The sequence below is a fragment of the Polynucleobacter sp. genome (assembly GCF_044342855.1).
In the GTDB taxonomy this organism is placed as follows: Bacteria; Pseudomonadota; Gammaproteobacteria; order Burkholderiales; family Burkholderiaceae; genus Polynucleobacter.
The window spans coordinates 20,205-45,627 of the sequence record NZ_JBIIPA010000010.1 but is presented as its reverse complement, the minus strand read 5'-3'; the positions used below and the strand labels follow the sequence as shown (position 1 = coordinate 45,627).

Annotated in this window: 25 protein-coding genes; 21 read left to right on the top strand and 4 right to left on the bottom strand. The window is 45.3% G+C overall.

Translation table 11 applies throughout. The features are described from left to right. Nucleotides 1–34: 34 nt before the first annotated feature. The 8 genes from leuS to hemL all read left to right on the top strand — a co-directional run bounded on the left by leuS (nt 35) and on the right by hemL (nt 9,242). The gene (gene leuS / locus ACIQZ3_RS05005) at nt 35–2,707 is read left to right on the top strand and encodes a leucine--tRNA ligase (RefSeq protein ID WP_397390924.1); all 2,673 of its coding nucleotides are present in this window, start codon (nt 35–37) and stop codon (nt 2,705–2,707) included. A gap of 35 nt (nt 2,708–2,742) precedes the next feature. After that, nucleotides 2,743–3,270, top strand: a complete 528-nt coding sequence (gene lptE / locus ACIQZ3_RS05000; protein ID WP_397390922.1) for an LPS assembly lipoprotein LptE — start codon at nt 2,743–2,745, stop codon at nt 3,268–3,270. 19 nt (nt 3,271–3,289) lie between these two features. Beyond that, a complete protein-coding gene (gene holA / locus ACIQZ3_RS04995) occupies nt 3,290–4,351 on the top strand; it encodes a DNA polymerase III subunit delta (protein ID WP_397390920.1) in 1,062 nt (353 codons plus the stop codon). Nucleotides 4,352–4,413: 62 nt separating this feature from the next. Next, nucleotides 4,414–5,700: a glutamate-5-semialdehyde dehydrogenase gene (locus ACIQZ3_RS04990; RefSeq protein ID WP_397390918.1), complete on the top strand. Its 1,287-nt coding sequence runs from the start codon at nt 4,414–4,416 to the stop codon at nt 5,698–5,700. Between the two features lie 33 nt (nt 5,701–5,733). Then, a complete protein-coding gene (locus ACIQZ3_RS04985; protein ID WP_397390916.1) occupies nt 5,734–6,159 on the top strand; it encodes a CopD family protein in 426 nt (141 codons plus the stop codon). Nucleotides 6,160–6,233: 74 nt separating this feature from the next. Beyond that, a complete protein-coding gene (locus tag ACIQZ3_RS04980) occupies nt 6,234–7,700 on the top strand; it encodes a class I SAM-dependent RNA methyltransferase (protein ID WP_397390914.1) in 1,467 nt (488 codons plus the stop codon). 24 nt (nt 7,701–7,724) lie between these two features. Next, the gene (locus ACIQZ3_RS04975; protein ID WP_011902084.1) at nt 7,725–7,895 is read left to right on the top strand and encodes a rubredoxin; all 171 of its coding nucleotides are present in this window, start codon (nt 7,725–7,727) and stop codon (nt 7,893–7,895) included. Nucleotides 7,896–7,949: 54 nt separating this feature from the next. Further along, nucleotides 7,950–9,242 carry a glutamate-1-semialdehyde 2,1-aminomutase gene (gene hemL, locus ACIQZ3_RS04970; RefSeq protein ID WP_397390912.1) on the top strand — a complete coding sequence of 431 codons (1,293 nt, stop codon included), beginning with the start codon at nt 7,950–7,952 and terminating at the stop codon, nt 9,240–9,242. A 16-nt stretch (nt 9,243–9,258) separates the two neighbouring features. Here hemL and ACIQZ3_RS04965 read toward each other — a convergent pair whose 3' ends face one another. Both ACIQZ3_RS04965 and ACIQZ3_RS04960 read right to left on the bottom strand, forming a co-directional pair. Continuing rightward, nucleotides 9,259–10,098: a symmetrical bis(5'-nucleosyl)-tetraphosphatase gene (locus ACIQZ3_RS04965; protein WP_397390910.1), complete on the bottom strand. Its 840-nt coding sequence runs from the start codon at nt 10,096–10,098 to the stop codon at nt 9,259–9,261. Between the two features lie 36 nt (nt 10,099–10,134). Then, nucleotides 10,135–11,625, bottom strand: a complete 1,491-nt coding sequence (locus ACIQZ3_RS04960; protein ID WP_397390908.1) for a cryptochrome/photolyase family protein — start codon at nt 11,623–11,625, stop codon at nt 10,135–10,137. 78 nt (nt 11,626–11,703) lie between these two features. On the opposite strand from ACIQZ3_RS04960, the gene ACIQZ3_RS04955 reads away from it, so the two are divergent. The 8 genes from ACIQZ3_RS04955 to ACIQZ3_RS04920 all read left to right on the top strand — a co-directional run bounded on the left by ACIQZ3_RS04955 (nt 11,704) and on the right by ACIQZ3_RS04920 (nt 18,107). After that, entirely contained in the window at nt 11,704–12,513 is an 810-nt protein-coding gene (locus tag ACIQZ3_RS04955) for a YdcF family protein (RefSeq protein WP_397390906.1), read from the top strand. A gap of 114 nt (nt 12,514–12,627) precedes the next feature. Further along, nucleotides 12,628–13,212 (top strand): YqgE/AlgH family protein, encoded by a 585-nt coding sequence (locus tag ACIQZ3_RS04950; protein WP_397390964.1) that lies wholly within the window; start codon nt 12,628–12,630, stop codon nt 13,210–13,212. Then, the gene (ruvX, locus tag ACIQZ3_RS04945) at nt 13,205–13,630 is read left to right on the top strand and encodes a Holliday junction resolvase RuvX (RefSeq protein WP_397390905.1); all 426 of its coding nucleotides are present in this window, start codon (nt 13,205–13,207) and stop codon (nt 13,628–13,630) included. The genes ACIQZ3_RS04950 and ruvX overlap by 8 nt, the downstream gene beginning before the upstream one ends. 1 nt (nt 13,631) lies before the next feature. Continuing rightward, nucleotides 13,632–14,138 carry a bifunctional pyr operon transcriptional regulator/uracil phosphoribosyltransferase PyrR gene (pyrR, locus tag ACIQZ3_RS04940; RefSeq protein WP_397390962.1) on the top strand — a complete coding sequence of 169 codons (507 nt, stop codon included), beginning with the start codon at nt 13,632–13,634 and terminating at the stop codon, nt 14,136–14,138. A gap of 5 nt (nt 14,139–14,143) precedes the next feature. Continuing rightward, nucleotides 14,144–15,115 (top strand): aspartate carbamoyltransferase catalytic subunit, encoded by a 972-nt coding sequence (locus ACIQZ3_RS04935; protein WP_397390960.1) that lies wholly within the window; start codon nt 14,144–14,146, stop codon nt 15,113–15,115. Between the two features lie 13 nt (nt 15,116–15,128). Next, on the top strand, nt 15,129–16,469 hold the full coding sequence (locus tag ACIQZ3_RS04930) for a hypothetical protein (RefSeq protein ID WP_397390903.1): 1,341 nt from the start codon (nt 15,129–15,131) through the stop codon (nt 16,467–16,469). Continuing rightward, nucleotides 16,466–17,368 (top strand): DUF6492 family protein, encoded by a 903-nt coding sequence (locus ACIQZ3_RS04925; protein ID WP_397390901.1) that lies wholly within the window; start codon nt 16,466–16,468, stop codon nt 17,366–17,368. Before ACIQZ3_RS04930 ends, ACIQZ3_RS04925 begins: the two co-directional genes overlap by 4 nt. 7 nt (nt 17,369–17,375) lie before the next feature. Beyond that, on the top strand, nt 17,376–18,107 hold the full coding sequence (locus ACIQZ3_RS04920) for a glycosyltransferase family 25 protein (RefSeq protein WP_397390899.1): 732 nt from the start codon (nt 17,376–17,378) through the stop codon (nt 18,105–18,107). Nucleotides 18,108–18,189: 82 nt separating this feature from the next. Here ACIQZ3_RS04920 and ACIQZ3_RS04915 read toward each other — a convergent pair whose 3' ends face one another. Continuing rightward, nucleotides 18,190–19,032, bottom strand: a complete 843-nt coding sequence (locus ACIQZ3_RS04915) for a hypothetical protein (protein WP_397390897.1) — start codon at nt 19,030–19,032, stop codon at nt 18,190–18,192. A 145-nt stretch (nt 19,033–19,177) separates the two neighbouring features. Then, nucleotides 19,178–20,134 carry a glycosyltransferase family 10 domain-containing protein gene (locus ACIQZ3_RS04910; RefSeq protein WP_397390895.1) on the bottom strand — a complete coding sequence of 319 codons (957 nt, stop codon included), beginning with the start codon at nt 20,132–20,134 and terminating at the stop codon, nt 19,178–19,180. A gap of 658 nt (nt 20,135–20,792) precedes the next feature. Here ACIQZ3_RS04910 and rfbB point away from each other — a divergent pair. From rfbB to waaC, 5 genes are read left to right on the top strand one after another with little or no spacing between them, the layout of a single operon-like run. After that, a complete protein-coding gene (gene rfbB, locus ACIQZ3_RS04905) occupies nt 20,793–21,851 on the top strand; it encodes a dTDP-glucose 4,6-dehydratase (RefSeq protein WP_397390893.1) in 1,059 nt (352 codons plus the stop codon). A 7-nt stretch (nt 21,852–21,858) separates the two neighbouring features. Then, nucleotides 21,859–22,842 (top strand): dTDP-4-dehydrorhamnose reductase, encoded by a 984-nt coding sequence (gene rfbD, locus ACIQZ3_RS04900; RefSeq protein ID WP_397390891.1) that lies wholly within the window; start codon nt 21,859–21,861, stop codon nt 22,840–22,842. Between the two features lie 16 nt (nt 22,843–22,858). Continuing rightward, on the top strand, nt 22,859–23,788 hold the full coding sequence (gene rfbA / locus ACIQZ3_RS04895) for a glucose-1-phosphate thymidylyltransferase RfbA (protein WP_397390889.1): 930 nt from the start codon (nt 22,859–22,861) through the stop codon (nt 23,786–23,788). After that, nucleotides 23,785–24,351, top strand: a complete 567-nt coding sequence (gene rfbC / locus ACIQZ3_RS04890; RefSeq protein WP_397390887.1) for a dTDP-4-dehydrorhamnose 3,5-epimerase — start codon at nt 23,785–23,787, stop codon at nt 24,349–24,351. The genes rfbA and rfbC overlap by 4 nt, the downstream gene beginning before the upstream one ends. Before the next feature lie 40 nt (nt 24,352–24,391). After that, on the top strand, nt 24,392–25,423 hold the full coding sequence (waaC, locus tag ACIQZ3_RS04885) for a lipopolysaccharide heptosyltransferase I (protein ID WP_397390885.1): 1,032 nt from the start codon (nt 24,392–24,394) through the stop codon (nt 25,421–25,423).

Genomic DNA, 25,423 nt, shown 5'->3' with positions numbered 1-25,423 from the left:
ATTAAATCAGAATAGAAGAAAAGAGTTGTATTGAATGAGTAAGGATTACGATCACCGCAGTATTGAAGCTGCAGCAAGAGCTGATTGGGAAAGCGCGCAAGCGTATAAGGTTTCTGAGGATGCCGTAGATGCTTCCGGTAAGCTAAGACCAAAATACTACGCTTGCTCCATGTTGCCTTACCCATCGGGTAAGTTGCATATGGGCCACGTTCGTAACTACACCATCAACGATGTGATGGCGCGACAGTTGCGCATGCAGGGCTATAACGTACTCATGCCGATGGGCTGGGATGCATTTGGTATGCCCGCTGAAAACGCAGCGATTCAGAATAAAGTGCCCCCAGCTAAATGGACCTACGACAACATTGCTTATATGAAAAAGCAAATGGCAGCGATGGGTCTAGCAATTGATTGGTCGCGTGAAGTTGCTACTTGCAGTCCTGATTACTATCGTTGGAATCAATGGCTTTTTTTGAAGATGCTTGAAAAGGGTATTGCTTATCGCAAGACTCAAGTCGTGAATTGGGATCCAATCGATCAAACTGTATTGGCAAATGAGCAGGTGATTGATGGGCGCGGTTGGCGCTCAGGCGCTTTGGTAGAAAAGCGCGAAATCCCAGGTTATTACTTCAACATCACTGCTTATGCAGAGCAATTGCTTTCTGGCCTGGATAACTTAGGTTGGCCTGAGCGCGTCAAAACCATGCAGCAGAATTGGATCGGCAAAAGTCGTGGTGTCCGTTTTGCATTCAAGCATGAAATTCAGGATGCGCATGGTAACTTTGTTCAAGATGGTCAGTTGTATGTATTTACAACGCGTGCTGACACCATCATGGGCGTTACTTTCTGTGCCGTTGCTGCTGAGCACCCATTAGCAACATTGGCAGCCACCAATAATCCAGAGTTAGCCGCATTTATTGAGAAATGCAAAACGGGTAGCGTAATTGAGGCCGACCTAGCTACCCAAGAAAAAGAGGGCATGTTCACAGGTTTATACGTGACACATCCACTGACTAATGAGCCTGTGCCGGTCTGGGTGGGCAACTATGTATTGATGTCCTACGGCGATGGCGCTGTCATGGGTGTTCCTGCGCATGATGAGCGTGATTTTGCCTTTGCCCTCAAATATGACTTGCCGATTAAGCAGGTGATTGCTTTCCGTACCCCGTCAGACTTGTTCAACACTAGCCACTGGCAAGATTGGTATGCCCAGAAGGATGATGTCGTTTGTCTTAATAGCGGTAAGTACGATGGCTTATCGTATGAAGAGGCAGTTGATGCCGTAGCTCAAGATTTAGCAAAGATGGGTATTGGTGAAATTAAAACCACATACCGTTTACGTGACTGGGGTATCTCTCGTCAGCGCTACTGGGGTACGCCAATTCCGATTATTCACTGTGGCGATGAGCAGAACCCGGGTTGTGGCGCTGTGCCAGTTCCTGAAGCAGATTTGCCGGTAGTGTTGCCAGAAGATTGTGTGCCAGATGGTAGCGGTAATCCACTGAATAAACGTGCCGACTTCCTAAATGTGAAGTGTCCAAAATGTGGCAAGCCTGCACGTCGTGAGACTGACACCATGGATACCTTCGTGGATTCTTCTTGGTACTTCATGCGTTACACCGGTCCAGATGCGAAAACCATGGTTGATGAGCGTAATGAGTACTGGATGCCAATGGATCAGTACATTGGCGGTATTGAGCACGCGATTTTGCATTTGCTCTATGCGCGCTTCTGGACTAAGGTCATGCGCGATCTCAATCTCATTACTTTTGATGAACCGTTCCAGAATTTACTGACGCAAGGCATGGTGCTCAATGAGACTTATTACTCTGAAGAAGCCTCCGGTAAAAAGACTTGGTTAAATCCCTTGGATGTAGAGCTCGAGCTAGATGACAAAGGTCGTCCTCAAAGCGCCAAGCTGAAAGGCGATACTTCTGGCACCCCCATCATTATTGGTGGTGTTGAGAAGATGTCTAAGAGCAAGAATAATGGCGTTGATCCTCAAGCTTTGATTGATCAATATGGCGCCGATACTGCGCGCCTCTTTGTAATGTTCGCTGCTCCTCCTGAGCAGCAGTTGGAGTGGTCTAGCGCTGGTGTAGAGGGTGCCTCACGTTTCTTGCGTCGTGTTTGGATGTACTCCAGTAGTCAGGCGGATGCAATCCGTGCTGCCAGTGAAGCGTTGCCAAGCGATTTGAATGATGCAGAAAAAGAATTGCGTCGTGAAGTGCATACCATTCTGAAGCAGGCTAATTTTGACTATCAGCGCCGCCAGTACAACACCGTAGTTTCTGCTGCAATGAAGATGCTGAATGTTTTAGAGCCTGTGAAATTGGGTGATAAGACTGCAGTGCGACCTGCCGTGCTGCGCGAGTGTTTAAGTATTTTGATTCGAGTGCTTTACCCAGTCGTACCTCACTTGACCCATGCACTTTGGAGTGAGATTGGTTGCGATCAATCTTTTGGCACTCTTTTGGATGCGCCATGGCCTATGGTCGATGAAGCTGCGCTGATTAAAACTGAGTTGACCATCATGTTGCAAATCAATGGGAAGTTGCGTGGTGATATCTGTGTTCCTGCGGATGCCACCAAAGAGCAAATTGAGGCCTTGGCGTTACAAAGCGAGCCTGCTGTGAAAGTGTTAAATGGTGCAGCCCCTAAAAAGGTGATTTTGGTGCCAGGTCGCTTAATCAATATTGTTGCTTAGATCCTTGCAAATTACTTTGAATAGAAACTAAACACATGCGCGTAAATCATCTTCGACGTACCATGCTTGGGTTTCTGGCCTTGGCTCCAGTCAGTGGTTTGATCGCCTGTGGCTATCGCTTACGTGGCATGGTCGATTTGCCGTTCAAGGTTATTGCAATTACTGGTAACCCATCGCCACCATTGCGCGCTGATTTACAAACAGCCATCTTGACTGGTACTGATGCAAAGGTAGCCATTAATCCTAAAGATGCGGACTTAATTCTGGAAATAACTAATGATGTGAATGGTCGTGAAATTTTGACCTACAACTCGAATGGTCAAGTCTCTGCCTATCGCTTAAATATTCGCGTTGGGTTTAGAGCTTATGACAATGCGGGAGCTGACGTCGTACCTGAAGCTGAAATCTATCTGACTCGAGATATGGACTTCTCGGTATCCACCGTTTTGGCGACTGATGTCCAAATGCAGCAGTTCTTGACTCAGATGCGCAGAGATCTTGCGGTACAGATTTTGCGTCGTGTTTCTGCGTCTGCTCGAGGACCACAGGCTAAAATCTTTTAAAGAATGACGAGCAAATCGCATGGTTAAGAGCGATGCCCTGCAGGTTCATTTGAAGTCACTGAATTCAGCGGCTTCCTTAAAGCCCCTTTATATTTTTAGTGGTGATGAGCCTCTCCTCATGATGGAGGCAATGGATCAGCTACGCGCCACTGCGAAAAAAATGGGCTACACCGATCGTGAAGTCTTATTGCAAGAGCGCGGGTTTGATTGGAGTGATTTATTAAGTGCTGGCCAAACCATGTCTTTGTTCGGAGACAAGCGCTGGGTGGAGTTACGTATACCGACAGGCAAGCCTGGTCGTGATGGTGCGGATGCACTCAAGCAGTTCTCTGCTCAAATCGAGTCTCAGTCAGTGGGACCTGAGGGGCCAGATACGATTTTTTGCATCATCTTGCCTAAGTTAGATGGCAAAACTAAAACCTCTGCCTGGTTTAGTGCATTGGATGAAGCAGGCATGGCGATTCAATTAGACTCCTTGGATCGCGCGCTATTGCCGCAATGGATTGCGGGGCGCCTCAAGAAGCAGGGGCAAGCAGTGCAGTCAGGTCCAGATGGGCAGCGCGCCTTGGCTTTCATTGCTGAACAAGTGGAGGGCAACCTCATAGCCGCCCATCAAGAGATTCAGAAACTAGGTTTGTTACATTCTGCTGGCGTGCTGACAGAAGAGCAAATTCGGTCAGCCATTTTGAAGGTGGCTCGCTATAACGTCTTTGAATTAACTGAGGCAATGTTGGCTGGCGATCTACCTCGCTTAAATCGCATGTTGGATGGCCTCAAAGGTGAGGGTGAGCCTTTAGTCCTGATTCTATGGAGCGTGACTGAAGAGCTTCGTATACTATCGAAATTGAAGGCAGCCTGCGATGCAGGGGAGTCGGTTCAGAACTTAATGCGTGCCAACCGGATCTGGGGTAATAAAGAGCGTTTATATCCTATGGCTCTCAAACGAGTACAGCCTTTGAAGTTGCGCAGAGCGATGCAGGTGGCTGCAGGTTTGGATCGTCAGGCCAAAGGATTGCATGCGGCGGAATTGCCGGCAGATCCTTGGGATGGCTTGCGTTTGGTGGGCAACTTATTGCGCTAGATGAATCTAGAGTGAAGATTGAAGCTTAGATAAAACAATATTAATTTAGACACAGCAGAGATATGAGCAATTCAACAAATACTATTGGGAACATGATGCAAGATATTGGCCGACGAGCTCGTCAGGCCTCACGCGCAATGGCGCGGGCATCTAGCGAACAGAAAAATCAGACCTTATTGCATATTGCAAAGTTGGTTCGTGAGCGTTCTGAAGAAATTCTGCGAGTGAATGCACTCGATGTTGCTCGAGCAAAAACTAATGGTCAAGATGCTGCATTTATTGACCGACTCACCATGACTCCAAAGACCATTGAATCTATGGCATTGGGTTTAGAGCAAATTGTTTCACTCGAAGATCCGATTGGCAAAATAACGCCATTGCAAAAACAGGCTTCTGGTATTGAGCTTGGTCAGATGCGTGTGCCACTCGGTGTGATTGGCATTATTTATGAGTCCCGCCCTAACGTCACGATTGATGCGGCTGCGCTTTGCTTGAAGTCAGGTAATGCGGTGATTTTGCGTGGTGGCTCAGAGGCAATTGATTCGAATGCCTTATTGGCGCAACTGATTCAAGAAGGTTTGGACGCTGCTAACTTACCAATGGATGCTGTGCAGGTTGTCACTACTCCAGATCGCGCTGCTGTTGGTGAGATGATTACTATGACTGAATATATTGATGTGATCGTACCCCGTGGCGGTAAGAGTTTGATCGCCCGCTTGATGGCGGAGGCCCGCGTACCGATGATTAAGCATTTGGACGGCATTTGCCATACCTATATTGATGCTGACGCAGATATCGCAATGGCGATTAAGGTTTGCGATAACGCCAAGACCCAGCGCTATGCCCCTTGCAATGCAATGGAAACACTCTTGGTCAACAAAACCATTGCAACTCAAGTATTACCAGCTCTTTGCAAGATCTACCAAGACAAGGGTGTGGAGTTGCGCGTTGATGATCAAACCCGAAACACTCTTGAAGCGGCGGGTTTTAAAGACTTAGTCAATGCCACTGAAGAAGATTGGCAAGCAGAATATTTGGCTCCGATTTTGTCCATTAAGACTGTTGCGGATATGGATGAAGCAATGGGACACATCGAGCAATATGGCAGTAAACATACCGATGCCATCATCACCAATAATCAAGCGCAAGCTAAGCGCTTCTTGCGTGAAGTTGATAGTGCCAGCGTGATGGTTAATGCCAGCACTCGTTTTGCTGATGGCTTTGAATACGGCCTAGGTGCAGAGATTGGAATTTCCAATGACAAATTGCATGCCCGTGGTCCTGTGGGCTTAGATGGCCTCACCTCTCTCAAATACATCGTCATCGGTCATGGCGAAATTCGCACTTAATCTAGTTTCATTACAGAACGCAAACTATTCATCATGGGTAATACTTATTTATGGACCAGGACCTTTCATATTGTCTTGATTGCCTCTTGGTTCGCAGGCTTATTTTATCTCCCGCGTGTTTTTGTGAATTTGGCAGATGAGAAGAATCCCGAAGTGTATTCACGCCTTCTCGGTATGGCTGATCGACTCTTTCGTTTCATGACTATTTTGGCGGTCCCAGCGGTTTTGCTAGGGCTGACACTCTGGTTGCACTTCAAGATTGGTGCTGGTGAGGTTTGGATGCATGCCAAGATGTTCCTTGTCATCCTAGTCATTGGTTATCACCATGCTTGTTGGAGCTTGCTGAAGAAGTTTCGCAATGGTGTTAATACCCGTTCGGGAGTTTGGTTCCGCTGGTTTAACGAAGTGCCTGTAATCCTTTTATTGATTGTGACAGCTTTGGTAGTTATTAAGCCTTAACGCTGATCCTCGGCCAATTTTTTAATTCTTCTTACTATTTTTTTACCCCCCCTTTTTTTTAGATTGCTAGCATCATGAGATTTTTTGTTGTTTGTCCAGGTGGATTGGAAGTGCCTCTTGCACAAGAGCTAGCAAGCATTGCGCAACGCCCTGACTGCAAGGCTTTGGGCGCTTGGGTGATTGATCCTACGCCTACCAGTCCTACTGGTGGGGTGGGTTTAGCGGCGCCAATATCGGCTGCGATGGCTTTAAACTTGCATTCACGTATTGCAAGCCGAGTCTTACTGCAAATGGCTGAATCGCCATATCGCCAAGAGGAAGATCTCTATAAATTGGCTAGCGGCTTGGCTTGGGAAGAATGGTTTTCCTCTAAGCAAACTCTGCGTGTTGATGTCACTGCGCATCGTTCCCCGCTTAAGAGTTTGAATTTTGCGACCCTGAAGATTAAGGATGCGATTGTGGATCGCCTCCGTGATGTCACTGGCGATCGCCCTAGTATTGATACCGCATTTCCAGATGTGCGTGTACAAGCCCATCTGACTGCAACGCATGCCACGATCTATTTGGATACTTCTGGTGAGGCCTTATTTAAACGTGGCTGGCGCGATGAAAAAGGCGACGCTCCATTAAAAGAAAATCTTGCAGCAGGCGTCCTATCAATTACTGGCTGGAAACCTTCGCAATCCTTATTTGATCCGATGTGCGGTAGTGGCACCTTTTTGATTGAGGCTGCACAAATGGCTTTGGCCATTCCTCCAGGAGCTATTAGGGCAGGGATGTATGGTGATGATGCGAAGCCAAGTCGCTTGGCTTATCGCCCGCTGATTACTTCAGCCCATGGCTTTGGCTTTCAAAGACTTAAGCCCTTTAATGAGGCTGCAGAGCAAAAGCGATGGGTCTCTCTGAAAGACGTGGCACATGCTGAAATGATGGAGAGGCGTAAACAGTTCCCAGATTCAGAATCTTTAGGCATTAGCGGTGGTGATATTAATGAGCGCCTAGTAGCTATGTTCAAAGGTAATTGGCAACGTGCTCAGTTACCTGGCCTGCCGGTCACTCGCCAGATTGATGCTTTAGCCAGCAAGCCACCTGCAAATACTCAAGATGGTGTGATGCTATTGAATCCGCCTTATGGCGAGCGCTTAGTGATCAAGGGTGGCCGAGGTCAGGATCGTGCTGCGGGTAGTGATATGGAGCAAGACTCCTACGAACAAGCTGAAGAGCCAGAAGATCGCTATGCCTTTAATCTGGAAACGGGGCGTCAGAGCGCTAAACGTTCTAGCCGCGAGTCTCTCAAAAAATTACAAGCTCAAGAAGAGCAAGACCCTAAGTTTGTCGAGTTCTTAAGGCAGTTTGGTCAGCATCTCAAGGATGCTTTCGGTGGTTGGAATGTTTTTGTATTAACGGCGGATATGGCGTTGCCAGGGCAGTTGCGTATCAAAGAATCCAAGCGTACGCCTTTATTTAATGGCCCGCTAGAATGCAGGCTGTTTAAGTTTGAGATGCATCAAAAACGCGATGCTGCAGCAGATTTAAAATAAAAAATATAGATAAGGAAGACGGCGATGGAATTCAAAACATACATGTGTTTAATTTGCGGTTGGGTTTATGACGAAGCTGCTGGTCTACCGGAAGAAGGTATTGCGCCGGGAACGCTTTGGAAAGACGTACCTATGAATTGGACTTGTCCTGAGTGCGGTGCACGCAAAGAAGACTTTGAAATGATGGCGATCTAACCACTTCAAATAAATTAATTACTAAAAATACTTTAGCGAAAGCAGGACAGCATCTTGGGACAAAACGACATCTTATTTGAACGTGCGCAAAAAACGATTCCTGGAGGGGTTAACTCTCCAGTACGCGCTTTTCGTCAGGTGGGCGGTACACCACGTTTTGTTGCTAAGGCTAAAGGCCCTTATTTCTGGGATGTTGAAGGCACGCGCTATATTGATTTGATTATGTCTTGGGGTCCGATGATTGCGGGCCATGCGAATCCAGAAGTAGTTGAGGCGGTTAAGCAGGCCGCAGAAACCAGCTTTAGCTACGGCGCTCCTACCGAGGGTGAAATTGAATTAGCGGAACGCATCTGCCAGTTGGTCCCTAGCATTGAGCAAGTGCGGATGGTATCGAGTGGAACAGAGGCCACCATGAGTGCATTGCGTCTTGCGCGTGGCTATACCGGTCGTGATCTTATTATTAAGTTTGAAGGTTGTTATCACGGGCACGCAGATAGTTTATTGGTGAAAGCTGGTTCTGGCCTCTTGACCTTTGCGGATTCCACTCAAAATGCACCGTCATCTGGTGGTGTGCCACACGATCTAGTGAAACATACTTTGGTATTGCCATACAACGATGTGGCAGCACTGAAAGAAGTATTTGAGAAGCAGGGTGATCAGGTAGCTGCGGTGATTATTGAGCCGTTTGCTGGCAATATGAACCTCATTAAACCTTCAGCAGAATTTCTCTCGACTCTTCGTCAGCTAACTAGCCAGCATGGCAGTGTATTAATTTACGATGAAGTGATGACGGGCTTTAGGGTGGCTTTAGGTGGTGCGCAATCTTTACAAGGTATTACTCCTGACCTCACTTGTCTTGGCAAAGTGATGGGTGGTGGTATGCCAATGGCTGCCTTTGGCGGTAAAAAAGAAATCATGTCTAAGCTAGCTCCGCTGGGTAACGTTTATCAGGCGGGTACCTTATCAGGCAATCCAGTAGCCGTAGCCGCAGGCTTAAAGACCTTAGAGATTATTTCTAGAGAAGGTTTCTATGAGTGTCTGACTGGCCAAACTGAAAAACTGATGGCCGGCTTAAAGCTCGCTGCCGATGAAGCTGGTGTGCCATGTTCAGTAGATAGTGTTGGCGGCATGTTTGGCTTTTACTTTGCCAATGAAGTGCCAACTTCTTTTGAGGCAGTAACTAAAACTGATATCGAAGCGTTTAAGAAATTCTTCCACTTGATGCTCGATCAAGGGGTGTACTTAGCCCCCTCCGCGTATGAAGCTGGATTTACCTCTATTGCTCATGACAATTCCGTACTTGATGAGATCATCGCCGCAGCAAAAACTGCATTTAAAAAGTTATGAGAGGCGATAGTCAGAATTACATTCTGAGTGGGTGGTCATAGCCATCCACTTGAACAATTTCCAGCCCCTTACGGGGTTTACCTGATTCTGGAATTTCCATGGCGGTGAGTTTGCCACCCCAAACGCAGCCAGTATCTAGTCCAATGACATTCTCGTGTCGCAGTAGTCCTAGTGTTGACCAGTGCCCAAAGTAAATTAGGGAATCTTGCGTTTTTCTCTTGGGGGTTTTGAACCAAGGGATATAGCCCTTCGGACCATCTTCGAAACCTTCTTTACTTTCAAACTCCATGGTGCCTGTTGGAGTGCAAAAACGAATGCGGGTTAGTGCATTGGTAATGACGCGTAAACGCTCATATCCCTTAAGGGAGTTACTCCATTTATTTGGAGTATTGCCATACATATTTGCTAAAAAATCTTTATAGGATTTTTTGCGAAGTGCTTTTTCTACTTCTTGTGCGCATTCAATCGTTTGCTGCAGATCCCATTGAGGCACGACACCTGCATGGACGGCAAGCACTTTTCCATTGCTTAGAGCCATCGGCCTGTGTCTTAGCCACTCAATGAGCTCAGCCCTATCTGGCGCATCTAGGATGGGTTGAACAGTGTCCAACCCCTTGGTTTTACGAATGCCTGCATCTACAGCCAGCAAATGCAGATCATGATTTCCAAGAATGCATTCGATACGCTTCTCTTCTTCTAACTGCTTCAGATGGCGTAGGGCGCCTAATGAGTCGGGGCCTCGATTTACAAGATCTCCCAAAAAAATTATCTTAGACTGGGCCGGGAGTTTTTTAACGAGTGCCTTCAAAGATGGCGCGCACCCTTGAATATCACCTACGGCATAGATTTTGCTCATGCCCTATCTTAAAGCGGAACGAACTAAAGCCCGCAATTAAGTTGCCGAATCCTCAGAAGTCACTTTTTTAACTACGCTGTAGCGCACCAAGGTCTTTTTGCGCGCTTCATCATGATTAACAACTGGCAGGGGATAGTCTCGTCCCAATAAGATTCCGGCTGCCTCTAGTTCAATATGACCAGCTTCCCACGGCGAATGAATGGATTTCTTGGAGAGCTTGTCGAGCTGCGGTAAATAGCGACGAATGAACTTTCCCTCGGAATCAAACTTTTGGGATTGGGTGATTGGATTGAAGATACGGAAGTAAGGTTGCGCATCGCATCCTGAAGAGGAGGCCCATTGCCATCCACCATTGTTGGAGGAAAGCTCAAAGTCATTGAGGTGTTTTGCGAAATACATTTCGCCCCAGCGCCAATCAATGCCTAGATCTTTAGTGAGGAAGCTCGCTACTACCATCCGTAAGCGGTTGTGCATATACCCGCTTTGGTTAAGTTGGCACATAGCGGCATCCACCAAGGGATAACCTGTTTTGCCATCACACCAAGTTTTAAATAATTTCTTGGCAGTAGCACCGCTTTCCCATTCGATATTGTCGTAGTCTGGTTTGAAGGCTGCGCCCTCAGCAAGGCGCGGGTGATTGGCCAGAATCATGAAATAAAAATCACGCCAAATTAGTTCGCTTAACCAGATTGTTGCACCCATACTGCCAGCGAGCATACGACGGTGTGCCTCACGTACTAAGCCTCGAATCGAGAGCATGCCAAAGCGTAGGTGTGTAGATAGATAGCTCACACCTTTGATGGCAGGGAAGTCTCGACCGATTTGGTATTGATCGATGCGATGGAGAAAATCCTCCAGGAAACTCTGACCGCCTTCAGCACCTGGCGGGAGGTACGTTTCGATCCCGGTCGGGCTAAAGCCCATGGATTCTAGTGATGGAAAGGGGGTCTGTAATGATTTGGGGATGGCACCCAACTGATCCTTTGCAGGATCGCAGTCATAGGCGGCAATATCTTTTTCTTGTAGTGTCTTGAGCCAATTATTTTTGTAGGGCGTGAAGATAGAGAACACCGTATTAGAGTTGGTAAGAATTTCTTTCTTCTCAAAGATGACTTGATCCTTGAAAGTCCCCAATTCAATACCAATTTTCTCTAGTGATCTTGCTATAGATGCATCACGGGCAATGGCTGATGGTTCATAGTCATGATTGGTGTAAACGGTATTGACACCCAAAGTCTCGGCAATCTTCGGAATGCATGTAGCGGGTTTGCCGTACTGAACAATTAGTCCGCCGCCTTGTTTGTGTAATTGCTCGTCAATTTGCTTCAGACCTTGCCATATAAAGTCTACACGCCGATCATGTTTGAGGCCATTTGCATCGACATCTTCTGCTTTTAGCGGATCCAGAATTTCGGTATCGAAGATAAAGGCTAGCCAGACCTGAGTATTATTTTTCAGGGCGTGATGAAGGGCGGCGTTGTCATACAGGCGCAAATCACGGCGGAGCCAAACGAGAGCTTTTTTCATAGCCCCTATATTAGGGCTAATTTGGCTGACTCGCTTGGCTTGCGAGTAATATCCTGCTTATTAATAGATTGCTAATTTATGGACACTTTATTCTTTGTTTTCTCTAAGATTGTGCAGTTTTGCATTGAGCCTCTGAACTGGGTAATTGTTTTTGTAGTCTTCAGCTTGTTATTTCTGAGCCTAAGAAAACCCCATCTTTGTAAACGATTCTTGCTTTTCGCTTTGGCAGACTTATTACTGATTGGATGGTTACCTACTTCCGAGGTCTTTTTAAGGTCTCTTGAAGATGTCATACCCAAGGCTCAGCTTGCGCAGATATCAGAAACGGATCTTGGTGGGATCATTATTTTGGGTGGTGCGATTGAGGGCGGTGAAATCGCTCTCGATCGAGGTGAGGTATCAATTTACTCTTCGGCTGAGCGTGTTACCAAAGCCTTTGAACTGATTCGCAAGTATCCCGATCTACCCTTTATCTTTACTGGCTTTTCTGGGCATTTATCACCGGTAGGCATGTCCGAGGCAGATGCATTTAAGCAATTGGTTTCTGAACAGGGTTTGCCAGACAAAAACGCCCATTATGAAAAGCAATCCCGGAATACTTATGAAAATGTCTTAAGGATGAAGCCCATGATCTTGGAGTTGGAGTCTAAGGGTGCCAATGACACCCCGAAACCTTGGCTTTTGATTACCTCAGCCAGGCATATGTATCGGTCGCAGAGGATTTTTCAAAGACAGGGGCTTGGGGTGATTCCGGTTCCTGTGGACTACCAAACAAGTAAGCAGCTTCGCTGGGGTAAGTTTGACCTGGAGGATGGCATGCAAAACTGGAATAAGGTGATGCATGAAGGAATTGGGCTTTTAGCCTATTGGATTACTGGAAGGATCTAACTTGGGTGGGGGAATTCGGTAAAATAAACCCACATGAACACGGCCAAAAAAGCCCCTGTGGGTCAAGTTGCATCACCCACCCAAACTTCCCAAGCTTCTGTTGCTGGGTCCTCAATTGCTTATTCTGCTGATCATCTAGCAAACCAATTCCTCATTGCTATGCCAGGCATGGTCGATCCCAATTTTGCGGGTTCAGTTATCTATCTTTTTGAGCATACCGAACGGGGTGCGATGGGCTTGGTAATCAATCGTCCTACCGAGCATGATATGGGTGCCTTATTTGAAAAAATTGAGGTCAAGCTAGAAGCTGAGCCAGTATCTGAGCAACCGGTCTATTTTGGTGGCCCAGTGCAAATCGAGCGCGGTTTTGTCCTCCATGAGCCCACCACAGAGGTGGCTTACAGTTCTTCCTTGGCTGTACCAGGGGGTTTAACCATGACGACATCCAAGGATGTGCTTGAGGCAGTGGCAACAGGCTCTGGACCTAGTAAATTCTTAATGACCTTAGGTTATGCGGGCTGGAGTGCTGGCCAGCTCGAAGAGGAAATTACCCTCAATGGCTGGATCAATGTTCCCCTATCCCAGAAGCAAATGATTGAGATTATTTTTAATACACCCTCTAGCCAGCGCTATGAGCGGGCGATGGGTCTTTTGGGGTTTGACCCATCCCATCTATCTGGCGAGGCAGGGCATGCCTGAGGGCATTAAGAAGGGCGCAGAGTTGACGGTCATGGCCTTTGACTTCGGGACACGACGTATTGGTGTTGCCGTTGGCAATACTCTGACCAAAGCCGGTCAGCCTTTGAAGGTTGTTGCAGAGCCATCTGAGGATGTGCGCTTTAGCGCTATTCAGGCCCTCATCAAAGAGTGGCAGCCAAATCAGCTGGTTGTGGGACTACCGTGTCATCCCGATGGTACTGAGCATGAAATGAGTGCCAAGGCCCGCCGCTTTGGCAATCAGTTGCATGGACGCTTTCAGTTGCCAGTGGAGTGGGTGGATGAGCGCTATACCTCGGCTGTTTTAGAGGGTGATCCCGATATGCGAGACAATTTGGATGCCGAGTCTGCGGCCTTAATTTTGGAGCAGTATTTTCTTGAAAAGAATTGGATTAGTTGAGATGAATGCAGAGCAGTCCTATCTAAAATTACTAGAGACTTTGGGTCAGCGCAAAAAGGCTGGCGATTCATTTGAATTGGCTGGTCTTGCAATGGGCGGCGCTTGGATTGCAGAGCGCTTGGCTGCAGATTTAAGCTTATCTCACTTTGGCGTAATTAATGTGGCGTTTCATCGAGATGACTATGCTGAGAAGGGGATGACAGCCCTTCGAACGGCCAGCACGATGTCTACCCATCTTCCTTTTGAGGTGAATGGCGCAAACGTGATTTTGATTGATGACGTTTTACTTACCGGTCGCACTGTTCGTGCAGCACTCAACGAGCTATTTGATTTCGGTAGACCTGCTCAAGTAGAGTTGATGGTTTTAGCGAATCGTGAGAATCGTGAATTACCAATTTCTGCTGACTTTATGGGGGAGCAAATAAGTGCTCCAGAGAATCAAATATTAGTTTTAGAAAAAGATGATGCTGGCAAGTTCAGTTTCCAATTAGAGGAGCGTGCAGCATGAGCGGAATGAATGACTTAGTAAACGCCCCAGTAAATCAATTTAACGCTGCCGGTGAGTTAACTCACCTATTAACTTTAGAGGGTTTGCCGAAAGAGCAAATTCTCCATATTCTCGATATTGCACAACAGTTTGTGAGTGTCACGGATCCTGCGAGAGAGGTAAAAAAAGTACCGCTTCTTCGTGGCAAGAGTGTATTCAATCTGTTCTTTGAAAACTCCACTCGCACACGTACTACCTTTGAGATTGCTGCTAAACGCTTATCAGCAGATGTCATTAACTTGGACATATCTACATCTTCAACTGCAAAGGGTGAAAGCCTTTTAGATACGATTGATAATTTAGTGGCGATGCAGGCAGATATTTTCGTGGTGCGTCATAGCGTTTCTAGGGCACCGATTGAGATCGCCCAACATATCCCTGCGCATGTCCACGTGGTCAATGCTGGTGATGGTAGTCACCAGCATCCTACCCAAGGCTTATTAGATATGTACACAATGCGCCACTTTAAGAAAGACTTTAGTGGCTTGAGGGTTGCTATCGTGGGTGACATTGTGCATAGCCGAGTTGCAAAATCAAATATCTGTGCTTTGAGAACCTTGGGTTGTACGGACATTCGTGCGATTGGCCCCGAGAGTCTTTTGCCAAGCGATTTAGATATGCTGGGAGTGAAGGTATTTCACAGTATGGAAGAGGGTTTAAAGGGCGTTGATGTGGTCATGACATTGCGTATTCAGAAAGAACGCATGGAAGTGGGTCAGGTTCCAGAGGGCGATGCTTTCTTCAAGCAGTATGGTTTGACGCCTACACGCTTAGCCTTGGCTAAACCTGACGCTATCGTGATGCATCCAGGCCCCATGAATCGTGGCGTAGAAATTGATTCCACTGTAGCGGATGGCCCGCAGTCAGTCATTCTCAATCAGGTCACATTTGGTATCGCGGTGCGTATGGCCGTTATGTCGATCGTTGCTGGAAATTAGTCCTTATTCACTAATGCAAAAAAAGAACTGGTTAATTTTGTCGCATGGTTTCAATATGGATGGCAGAGCATCTAGCCAAACTATCACCGACAAAATTCCGTATTTACTTGGGTCGGGGATCCAGCCGCAAGTCTTTAGTGCAATCACCGGGATTAAAGATAGTCGATTTCCGCATAAGCAATTTTTAGCTTGGGGACCAGCCGCATTTCGGTTTGATTTCCGACATTGGATTGCAAACCAATATGGCCGCGGACTTTTTTATAAAGTCTCTACGGGCCTAGTCTCGTTGTTACTCGCCCCATTCATTGCATTGGAAAAACTCTTTCTTGGTTACTCAAGCCAATGGTCTTGGGCAATGCCGGCTTATGTTCATGGCTTAAAATTAATTAGAGATGGCAAGGTTGATTTAATCTATTCGACCGGAGGAGCTTGGTCTGCCCATTTAGCGGGTTTATGGCTAAAGAAAAAAACTGGACTGCCGTGGATCGTAGAGATTCATGATCCACTAGTGATTCGTCAGAGTCCGATCGACCCTGGATTTGATAAGCCTAAAAACCGGGATGCACAATTTCGCCAATACTTAGAAAAGCAAATTTGCAAATATGCCAATTTAGCTTGGTGGTTTACCGATGGCGCTTTGCATTATGCGAAGCTACGCCACCCTAATCTCAATACCACTGATAATGCTCATGGGTTTGTCTTGATGCCGGGGGCTGAGCCTCCTGGAGGGCTAGTTGCCAATCAGGCGCATAGCTACACCAAGCAATTGAATCTTTGTCACTTTGGATCCTTGGCAAATGATCGTTCCCTATCCACTATCCTGAATGCACTGGTTCCGTTGCTAAGAAAGTATCCGGAGGCGAGGGAATATATACGGATGCATGCCTATGGCGCACCTTTAGATCCTTTAACTGTAGAGGCTCTAAAAAGCCACAAGTTTGATGATCTGTTGTTTGCCCATGGTCGCCTAGAGAAAGACCTTGTAACTGGTAAGTCTGGCAGAGAGCGTGTAGTGGAAAAGATGCGGTTAGCCGATGTATTAATTCTTCTCCATGGTAATGATGAGTGGTGCGCTGAATACATTCCTTCCAAGCTCTATGACTATCTTTGGACGGGGAGGCCTATTTGGGGTATTACCCATCGCAATCCGCAGTTAGATCAAATGTTACTGGATCGGGGTGCTTACCTAAGTCCACAGAGTGACCCTCAGGTTGTAGAGCTTGCTTTGGAAAGAATTTGGCTAGATTGGAAAATTCAACAATTGATAGAGCCCAAGTGGCTTCCGGTTGGGGTTGATCAGGCTGCGTATAGAATACTTTCAGAAGTTCATACACTCACCGAAAGAAGTGCTTGAAAGATCTAGTCCTATATTGCAAATCCTATCGTCGAGATTTTCTTCGGGTAAAGCGTTTGCTGGTCTCGATCAATCAATACAACGCCGATCAAATTCCTTTTTATATCTCTACTCCGCAAGATCAATATCAAGATTTGATATCCGTCTTGGGTGAAATGGGTGGTTATAAATGGGTTTCAGATGAGTCGATCATCGCTGCTAATCCTCGTGTTCCTCAGGGCATTGAAAAAACACGATCTGGTGGCCTAAGTCAGCAAGCAATTAAGTCTGAGTTTTGGCGCCTTGGCATTTCTGAGAATTATGTTTGCTTTGATTCCGACTGCATCTTCATTAAGGCTTTCAAAAAATCAAACTTTCTTGGCTCGGATGGATACCCGTATACCGTCATCTATCAGAATAAAGAGTTTTATCAGCTCTCTATTAATCGTGGGCAAGATAAGGTTGAGTCCAATCTTCGTCAAGAGGGTGATCGGGTTAAGGCATTATTTTCTAGAGTTGGCCCAAATTACTATTGCCCGTGCCCACCATTTATTTGGTCTGCTAAGGTTTGGGAATCATTGGATGTGCAATATTTGCAGCCCAAGAATCTGACTTTCTGGGATATCTCGGGTGATGATCATCCTGAAACATTGCTTTACCTTGAGGCTTTATTAAATTACCGCGCGATACCTTTGTATCCCATTGAGCAGTTATTTAGAATTTATTACTACGATTGGCAATACTATCTTTTGCGTAGAATCGGTGAAGTAGAAGATAAACTAAAGGCTAATTATTTAGGTGTGATCTATCAATCTAATTGGGACTCTGGAATGGATTTCGGCGTTTGCTCAAAATCCTTTGCCTCTCGCACGCTCCGTCTTTTAAAGCGACTGTGGCGATATTTACAAAGCTATCTTTAAGGTTGGAATGGACGTTAAGCCGCCACTACAAGTATGTGTAATTTCCCTGGAGCGCTCTATCGCGCGAAGGCAAAGGGTAGAGGATCAGCTCGATAAAACAAGTATTCAGTGGCAGTTTATAAACGCCGTGGATGGATATGCGTTGCCATCAATGCCCATTAGCTACAAGCAATCAAAAGTAAAAAGACTGCAGGGTTACGAATTAACTCCTGGAGAGGTCGGATGCTTCCTGTCCCATATTAAAGTTTGGGAATTATGTCTGCAAAATAATGTTACTACCCTGGTGTTTGAGGATGATTTCTTAATTGGTGAAAATTTGAAGTCTGTCATCGACGATTTATTGAGCACCACCAATCAGTGGAATTTAGTAAGGCTATCGGGTATATATGAAACTCGGCATCAAATTCTGGAAAAAAGATTGACTTATGATCTTGTTCAAAATCTAGGAGAGCCATGTGGAACTGCTGCTTATATGATCCAGCCCGCAGCTGCCAAAATCTTGCTAGATAACGCGATGGATATTTATGAGCCAGTTGACCATTACCTAGAACATTATTCAAAGCATGGGTTACGTTGTTTGGCAGTGAAGCCTTATCCGATAGGGTTAGCACACACTAAATCGACAATAACCGATCGTCCGGGAAGGCCTCCAGTTAAAGGCTTTCGCAAGCTACTGCGCTCAATCTTTCGGTTTATTGATAGACGTATCAGTTCAAACCCCTGGTTTCCTGGGGTTTAAAAATCAGGGCATTATAAGTAAAGCTTCTTTTGAAGATTGCACAATTTGCGCTTAAGACGGTATTTCTGAATCCTTAATTTATCTAGGGGTGATATAGATATTTCTGATAGTTTTTTCCGAGGATAAAAACATTATTGAATTGGCCCATTATTACCTTGGGAGAAAAATTTTCTGAATAAGCATCCCAATTTTTTTTGTATTGGAGTTGTCGATCAAAGTGTAGGAAAATTTCAGCCAATTCCTTCCTGCCCTTATATAGAATTGCTTTCTCTCCGAGAATTTCAATATGGCTACGCTGTGGCGACATGGCATAAGTGATAACGGGCTTTCCTTTGATGGAAAATTCACCACAAGAGAGTTCAAGGCTCTCGCCAATCCCTCTTGCGTGAATGATGCCATCACAGGTGTTTATAAACTCAACTTTGTATAGTAAATCTGAATTACCTGGTAAAAATATCAGGCGCTCATGCTTAGTAAAAGGCTCAATATTCATGAAAAGAAAATAGAGATCTGAGCATTTTTCTAGGGCCTTAATTACCTCTTCTTTAACAAAGTTCAAATTCAAGCTATCCGCACCACCATAGGAACCCAAAACGGTTGCATTTGCTGGGATACCTATTTGACTGCGTAAATTATCCTCGCGATCTGGCAAATCAATCATGTGAGCAACATGGGGAATTTTGGTATTGGAGTATTCCTTGGAGAGCCACTCTGATACAAGGGCATATTTCTCTCCGTGAAACTCTTCCGGTTTAGTTGGAAACACAGCGTGAATCAAAGCGGGCGAGCTCTCGCAGATTGCTTCATCACGTTCTCCGGATTTAATAAAATACCTTAAATCAATATGTTCTTTTTGAATTAACGTATTTAATTCTCTCTGACTTTCATAAGGGGGCACCTTGAAATTTTTTGAAGACCAATTCATTAATAGGGTGTTTTTTTGGGTAGAAAACTACAGATTCATTATTGAGAAGTGTTTGATTATGAAATGCATAGTCATGAAGGGCGATTTCAGTCCCTCTTAGAAATAGTGAGTTTGCATGGAATCCAATTTTCATTTACAGATCTTTTTAAGAGCTCGCATCTTCAAAAATGCGTTTGACAAAATTTCTAAAGGGCAGAATGCTCGGAGCATTTAAAAGCAAGGCTTGTGAGGCATACTCCTCAAGTAGTTTGCAAGATTCCACGATTTCCTTAATGGGGGAGAAATTACACCAAGACATGGGGGCTAGATTAATAAAGGCATTTGGATTGAAATCTACCCTTACGTTTTCATCTGTCCATGTGATGGGTAGGCATTCTGCAAAAAAGGCTTCAGGAATTTTCTCCGTGTAGTAGCCTGGATACATAGAGTTTTCAGGGCAAAGGTTAAATGCAAAGTCTTGTAGTAAGGTGTGCTTATTAAAGCCACTAAGATGATGATTCTTTATGCCTTTATTAAAATGTGGTCCAAAACCGCGAATTGGCACTACTTTTTGTAGAGCATTTAGAAGCGTATTACGAGGCTCTCTTATGTGAGAGCTCAAAAATGCAACAGCCCTCCCCCTTTTTAAAAATGCATCCCCTAGGGGTGCCATTAAACGCTCAATAGTTAAAAGTTGGCCATATCGCGGATTCTGGTTTCCAGTCAATCCTTCGTGTGACCAGTCAATCATTTCCATCCAATAGGGTAGTCGGAAGTGCTTATCGGACTCTATATTTAAGTCAAATGAGATGGAGTAGTCTGGTTGATGGATATCGTGCCGTATATTTTCAGCGCTCTGAAAGAGTTTTAAGGGCAGATTTTTTCTGCCCACTAAGACTGCTTCCAATGTATTGGTGATTGGTTTAATGACTGGCCGAAGCGGTTTTGGGCACCAAGTGAGTTTTTTGGGGTTGGGATTAGCAAAGGGCCCCAAAATGAGCAAATCAGACTCTTTCGGGTTGGTCCAAGAGATTTGGTATCCGAGGCTTTGGGCGATGATTGGCAGTAGGCTTTGACCATAGTCACTTGAAACTCCAGCCGTCGCAACACGTATATTTTTCATATCCCTATACTAATTTATTTTTTATACTCCTTTCCCTTGCGTGCTCTTTAGTAGTGATTGCTACATTTGATAGGCATTTCAATCAATTTTTAGTGCCGCTAGTTGCACGTATTAAAAATCAGCGACCAAATATTGAGATTATCGTCACAATCAACAGGCCTAGAAAGGGTGACTTTAATGGGGTGTATCGCAGCAATATCCCGAATTATCTTCCCAAATTTTCAATCCCTAGCCAAGATGTGAAATCGCAGGGTATTAATTTATGCAATATGCGATGCGCAAAATCATTCGACTTGAATTTGAAGAAAACTTTTTGTATCAGCCCAACACTTGATCCGTTGAATAGAGATGGTTTTGCCCGGCAAGGCGGAAATTGTTCTTAGAGGGCTTAAAAATGGACACATTGATTCTATAAATGCGCGGGGGTCTACTTTGACATTGATTCAATCTATCGAAAGACAAAGTTTGTTATTTGGGGTTTGTCAGAGCGGATGCCTAATTTAATCATCCATATCCAAAGAAACTATAATCAAATCCACCGTCACATTGACTAAGGTTCATAAGTCGAATTGAGCGGTGTAATGAGCTTGCGTCTGATGGGCGACTAAGCGATTAAATCAAGATTTGCTGGGTTTTTACTATATTTGAAGAGGTTTGCATGATTTTGGTCACTGGTGGTGCTGGCTTTATTGGTGGAAATTTTGTTCTTGATTGGCTGGCTAATCCAAATGCTGAAGCCATTATTAACCTCGATAAATTGACCTATGCGGGCAATCTAGCAACTCTCGAGCCCCTAAAAAACAATTCACGTCATATCTTTGTCCACGGTGATATTGGTGATAAAGAGTTGGTCGCTGGATTGCTTAGGGGGCATCAACCTCGTGCGATCGTCAACTTTGCTGCTGAAAGCCATGTCGATCGCTCCATTCATGGGCCCGCTGAATTCATTGCAACTAATATCGTTGGTACTTTTAACTTACTTGAAAGTGCCCGAGAATACTGGGGTGGCTTGAATGAATCCGCTAAAAAGGGCTTTCGATTTCATCATGTATCTACTGACGAAGTCTATGGATCGCTTTCTGCTGCTGATCCTGCGTTTACGGAAGCTAATTCGTATGAGCCGAACAGCCCTTACTCTGCATCCAAGGCGGCATCTGATCATTTGATACGCGCCTGGTTTCATACTTATGGCTTCCCCGTCGTAACCACCAATTGCTCTAATAACTATGGCCCGTATCATTTCCCAGAGAAGTTGATTCCACTGGTTATTCTAAATGCATTTAACGGAAAGCCTTTGCCAATTTATGGTGACGGTCAACAGATTCGTGATTGGTTGTATGTTGGTGATCATTGCTCGGCAATTCGTGAGGTACTTGCTAATGGAAAATTAGGTGAGACTTACAACATTGGCGGCTGGAATGAAAAGGCCAATATCGATGTTGTCAAAACTATTTGCAATATTTTGGATGAGCTGAAGCCACGCTCCGATGGTAGGTCCTATGTAGAGCAAATCACTTTCGTTAAGGATCGTCCGGGACATGACCGGCGTTACGCAATTGATGCTAGCAAGGTGGAGCGAGAGTTGGGCTGGCGTCCAGCTGAAACCTTCGAGACCGGAATTCGTAAAACTGTGCAATGGTATTTAGATAATCCTGTTTGGATTGAGGGTGTAGTCAGTGGCTCTTATCGTGACTGGCTTTCTAAGCAGTACAACTAAAGAAAAAATGAAGATCCTCGTACTTGGCAAGGACGGCCAATTAGGAAAAGCCTTTAAAGAGGCATTCGATGGCTTTACTGTGACTTTGCCAGAGATGCCAGTGATTCAGTATGTCGGACGTTCTGAATGTGATCTTGCTAATGCAGAGATGCTGAGTCGATTACTGAATCAATTTCAGCCTCAGTTCATTATTAACGCTTCTGCTTACACGGCTGTTGATAAGGCGGAGATAGATTCCGATTTAGCTTTTGCGATCAATGCCAGAGCTCCAGAGATCATGGCTCAATACGCTGCAGAACATGACGCCACCCTATTGCACTACTCGACTGATTATGTCTTTGATGGTGAGAAATACGGCTACTACCTAGAAGACGATATGCGCAATCCTCTGGGGGTTTATGGCAAAAGTAAGGCCGCAGGTGAAGAGGCAATAGCCCGGGTTTTTGCCGCTGCTAAAGGTAAGGGCCAATATGCTATTTTTAGAACCAGCTGGGTATATGGCGAGGGTAGTAATTTCATTCGCACGATTTTACGTTTGGCTAAAGAGCGTGACGAGTTAAAAATCATCAATGACCAATTTGGTGTTCCCACAAGTGCCCAGTGGTTAGCAAAAGTGAGTTTGAATTTAGCTGTTGATGAGCAAGTCTGCTTAAGAAAATTCTCGTCGGGTATCTATCATGCCGTTCCTGCTGGAGAAACAACTTGGCATGGTTTGGCAGTTTTAGCAGTGCAAGCAGCTCTGGGTGCTGGGGTAACACTTAAGACTCATCCGGCTGCTATTAAACCTATTTTTGCGGTGGAATATCCTTTGCCGGCTCCAAGGCCGATGAATTCAAGGATGTCCACTGATAAATTGCGACTTGCCCTAGTTAAAGCGCCTGTCGATGCCTCCAACTCTTATAATCATGTAGATGGAGCCATAGAGTTTCCGGCATGGGACGTTATGGTTCGTGAGCATGTATTTAATCTGGCTCAAGATAAATTAATTTAAATATATTAGGATTGCAATGGTGACTAATCGCAAAGGAATTATTTTGGCAGGGGGGTCAGGTACCCGTTTGTACCCTGTTACCCAGGCTGTTTCTAAACAGCTCATGCCAGTGTATGACAAGCCGATGGTCTATTACCCTTTGACAACTTTGATGCTTGCAGGTATCCGTGACGTTCTATTAATTTCCACGCCACATGACACTCCGCGCTTTGCTGAGTTATTGGGCGATGGTTCTCAGTGGGGTCTCAATATTGAGTATTGTGTTCAACCTTCTCCGGATGGCTTGGCACAGGCATTCACTTTGGGTAAAAACTTCGTTGGCAATAACCCAAGCGCTTTAGTTTTGGGTGACAATATTTTTTACGGCCATGAGTTGGTTGATCAGCTCGACAGTGCTCATGCACGTTCTAGTGGTGCGACTGTTTTTGCTTATCACGTTACTGATCCAGAGCGTTATGGTGTAGTGGAGTTTGATAAAGCTTACAAAGCTCTTTCCATTGAAGAGAAGCCGTTAAAGCCAAGAAGTAGTTATGCAGTAACGGGACTCTATTTTTATGACAATCAAGTGTGTGATATTGCTTCCTCCATTAAGCCCAGCGCTCGTGGCGAGCTAGAGATTACCGACGTCAATCGAGCTTACCTTGAAAAAAATCAGCTTAGCGTAGAAATCATGGGTCGTGGTTTTGCCTGGTTGGATACTGGAACGCATGATTCTTTATTGGATGCTGCTGGCTTCATTGCAACACTACAAAAGCGCCAAGGCCTTATGGTGGCTTGCCCTGAAGAGATCGCTTATCGCCAAGGATGGATTAGCGCTGAGACTGTACAAAAAGTGGCCACTCAATTAAGTAAGAATAGCTATGGTCAGTACTTGAGTAAAATATTGAATGAGCTCAACACTTCCGCGCAACCTGTTGCCTTCTCTCATAAGAAGATGATTGGATGAACGCCTCTTTGAAGTTACAAGTTACGCCTACAGCCATTCATGATGTGCTCGTGATAGAACCTAAAGTATTTGGCGATGAGCGTGGTTGGTTTACAGAGTCTTTTAACGCCCAAGACTTTGAGGCTGCTACAGGTTTGAATATAGAATTTGTACAGGACAATCACTCTTTTTCAAATCAATGGACATTGCGTGGCTTGCATTATCAGTTAGAGCAAACGCAGGGAAAGTTAGTTCGCGTTGTGGCGGGCAGCGTTTTTGATGTGGCTGTGGATATTCGAAAAGGTTCGCCAACCTATGGCAAGTGGGCTGGGGTTGAGTTAAGCGCGCAAAACCATAGGCAACTCTGGATACCTGCTGGTTTGGCACATGGTTTTTTAGTTCTCTCTGAAACGGCAGAGTTTCTCTACAAAACTACAGAGTACTATCACCCTCAAAGTGAGGCGTGTTTATTCTGGAACGATCCCACTGTGGGTATCAAGTGGCCATTGCCACAAGGTGTGATGCCCAATATGAATGCCAAAGATTCTGCCGGCTTATTGTGGGATGCTGCCCCTAAGTTTTAATTAATTTAGGGGTATTTTCAAAAGATAAGATAATGCTCGCATGAGCACTTCTCCCAAAATCCTCTTGGTAAAGCTATCCTCTCTCGGGGATGTATTGCACAACTTGCCGATAGCGTGGGATTTACGTGCACGCTTACCAGACGCTCAAATTGATTGGGTGGTGGAAGAGGCCTATGTTCACTTGCTTGAACCCTTACTGTCGTGTGATGACTTCAAAGGGATTGATCGCATCATTCCTTTTGGTTTACGCCGCTGGAAGAAAAACCTTTTTAAGCTGGCAACATGGAAAGAGTTTTTTGCATTTAGAAAAACACTTCAATCCACCACTTACGACGTGTTGATAGAAACACAGGGCCTACTTAAATCAGCCATCGTATGCTCTCTAGCTAAGAAAAGCTCTAGTGCCGTAGTTGCAGGTCTTGCCAATGCAACAGATTTTTCTGGATACGAGCCCTTGGCCAGATCTTTCTATAGTCAGTCTGTACAAGTTCCTAAGCAGTGCCATGCAGTTGATCGTTCGCGCTGGGTTATGTGTTCTGCATTAGATTGGCATTTGATAGACCGCGGTGATACACCACGGTTTTATCCTAAGAACTTTGTGGCATGCATTCCCAAGAGTAGCCTTATGGAATTGAAGATTCCTTATGTGTTGTGTTTTCATTCAACAGCTAGAAAAGCAAAGCGTTGGTCTAATGAGAATTGGATTGCGCTAGGCAAAGATTTATCTGCTCGAGGATATCAACTGGTTTTCCCCTGGGGAAATGCTGCAGAAAAAGCTGTGAGTCAATTACTTGTCTCTCAGATTCCTGGTGCTCTGCTACCACCAGCTTTTTCCATTGAAGATGCATTTTCAGTAATTGCTGGAGCGGTTTTAACGGTTGGGGTGGATACGGGCTTGACGCATTTAGCAGCAGTACTTGAAAAGCCAACCGTTGAAATCTATTGTGATTCCCCGCTCTGGAAGACTGATGGTTATTGGTCGAGCCAAATTTGTAATTTGGGTGATATGAAAAATTCACCAAGCGTTCAAGAAGTTCTTGATGCATCTCTAAACCTTCTACAGCAAACTTAA

Bases quoted from the DNA above. Each gene is read 5' to 3' on its own strand.
- leuS (WP_397390924.1), top strand. From the start codon at position 35: ATGAGTAAGGATTACGATCACCGCAGTATTGAAGCTGCAGCAAGAGCT.
- lptE (WP_397390922.1), top strand. From the start codon at position 2,743: ATGCGCGTAAATCATCTTCGACGTACCATGCTTGGGTTTCTGGCCTTG.
- holA (WP_397390920.1), top strand. From the start codon at position 3,290: ATGGTTAAGAGCGATGCCCTGCAGGTTCATTTGAAGTCACTGAATTCA.
- ACIQZ3_RS04990 (WP_397390918.1), top strand. From the start codon at position 4,414: ATGAGCAATTCAACAAATACTATTGGGAACATGATGCAAGATATTGGC.
- ACIQZ3_RS04985 (WP_397390916.1), top strand. From the start codon at position 5,734: ATGGGTAATACTTATTTATGGACCAGGACCTTTCATATTGTCTTGATT.
- ACIQZ3_RS04980 (WP_397390914.1), top strand. From the start codon at position 6,234: ATGAGATTTTTTGTTGTTTGTCCAGGTGGATTGGAAGTGCCTCTTGCA.
- ACIQZ3_RS04975 (WP_011902084.1), top strand. From the start codon at position 7,725: ATGGAATTCAAAACATACATGTGTTTAATTTGCGGTTGGGTTTATGAC.
- ACIQZ3_RS04965 (WP_397390910.1), bottom strand. From the start codon at position 10,098: ATGAGCAAAATCTATGCCGTAGGTGATATTCAAGGGTGCGCGCCATCT.
- ACIQZ3_RS04960 (WP_397390908.1), bottom strand. From the start codon at position 11,625: ATGAAAAAAGCTCTCGTTTGGCTCCGCCGTGATTTGCGCCTGTATGAC.
- ACIQZ3_RS04955 (WP_397390906.1), top strand. From the start codon at position 11,704: ATGGACACTTTATTCTTTGTTTTCTCTAAGATTGTGCAGTTTTGCATT.
- ruvX (WP_397390905.1), top strand. From the start codon at position 13,205: ATGCCTGAGGGCATTAAGAAGGGCGCAGAGTTGACGGTCATGGCCTTT.
- pyrR (WP_397390962.1), top strand. From the start codon at position 13,632: ATGAATGCAGAGCAGTCCTATCTAAAATTACTAGAGACTTTGGGTCAG.
- ACIQZ3_RS04935 (WP_397390960.1), top strand. From the start codon at position 14,144: ATGAATGACTTAGTAAACGCCCCAGTAAATCAATTTAACGCTGCCGGT.
- ACIQZ3_RS04930 (WP_397390903.1), top strand. From the start codon at position 15,129: ATGCAAAAAAAGAACTGGTTAATTTTGTCGCATGGTTTCAATATGGAT.
- ACIQZ3_RS04920 (WP_397390899.1), top strand. From the start codon at position 17,376: ATGGACGTTAAGCCGCCACTACAAGTATGTGTAATTTCCCTGGAGCGC.
- ACIQZ3_RS04915 (WP_397390897.1), bottom strand. From the start codon at position 19,032: ATGAATTGGTCTTCAAAAAATTTCAAGGTGCCCCCTTATGAAAGTCAG.
- ACIQZ3_RS04910 (WP_397390895.1), bottom strand. From the start codon at position 20,134: ATGAAAAATATACGTGTTGCGACGGCTGGAGTTTCAAGTGACTATGGT.
- rfbB (WP_397390893.1), top strand. From the start codon at position 20,793: ATGATTTTGGTCACTGGTGGTGCTGGCTTTATTGGTGGAAATTTTGTT.
- rfbD (WP_397390891.1), top strand. From the start codon at position 21,859: ATGAAGATCCTCGTACTTGGCAAGGACGGCCAATTAGGAAAAGCCTTT.
- rfbA (WP_397390889.1), top strand. From the start codon at position 22,859: ATGGTGACTAATCGCAAAGGAATTATTTTGGCAGGGGGGTCAGGTACC.
- rfbC (WP_397390887.1), top strand. From the start codon at position 23,785: ATGAACGCCTCTTTGAAGTTACAAGTTACGCCTACAGCCATTCATGAT.
- waaC (WP_397390885.1), top strand. From the start codon at position 24,392: ATGAGCACTTCTCCCAAAATCCTCTTGGTAAAGCTATCCTCTCTCGGG.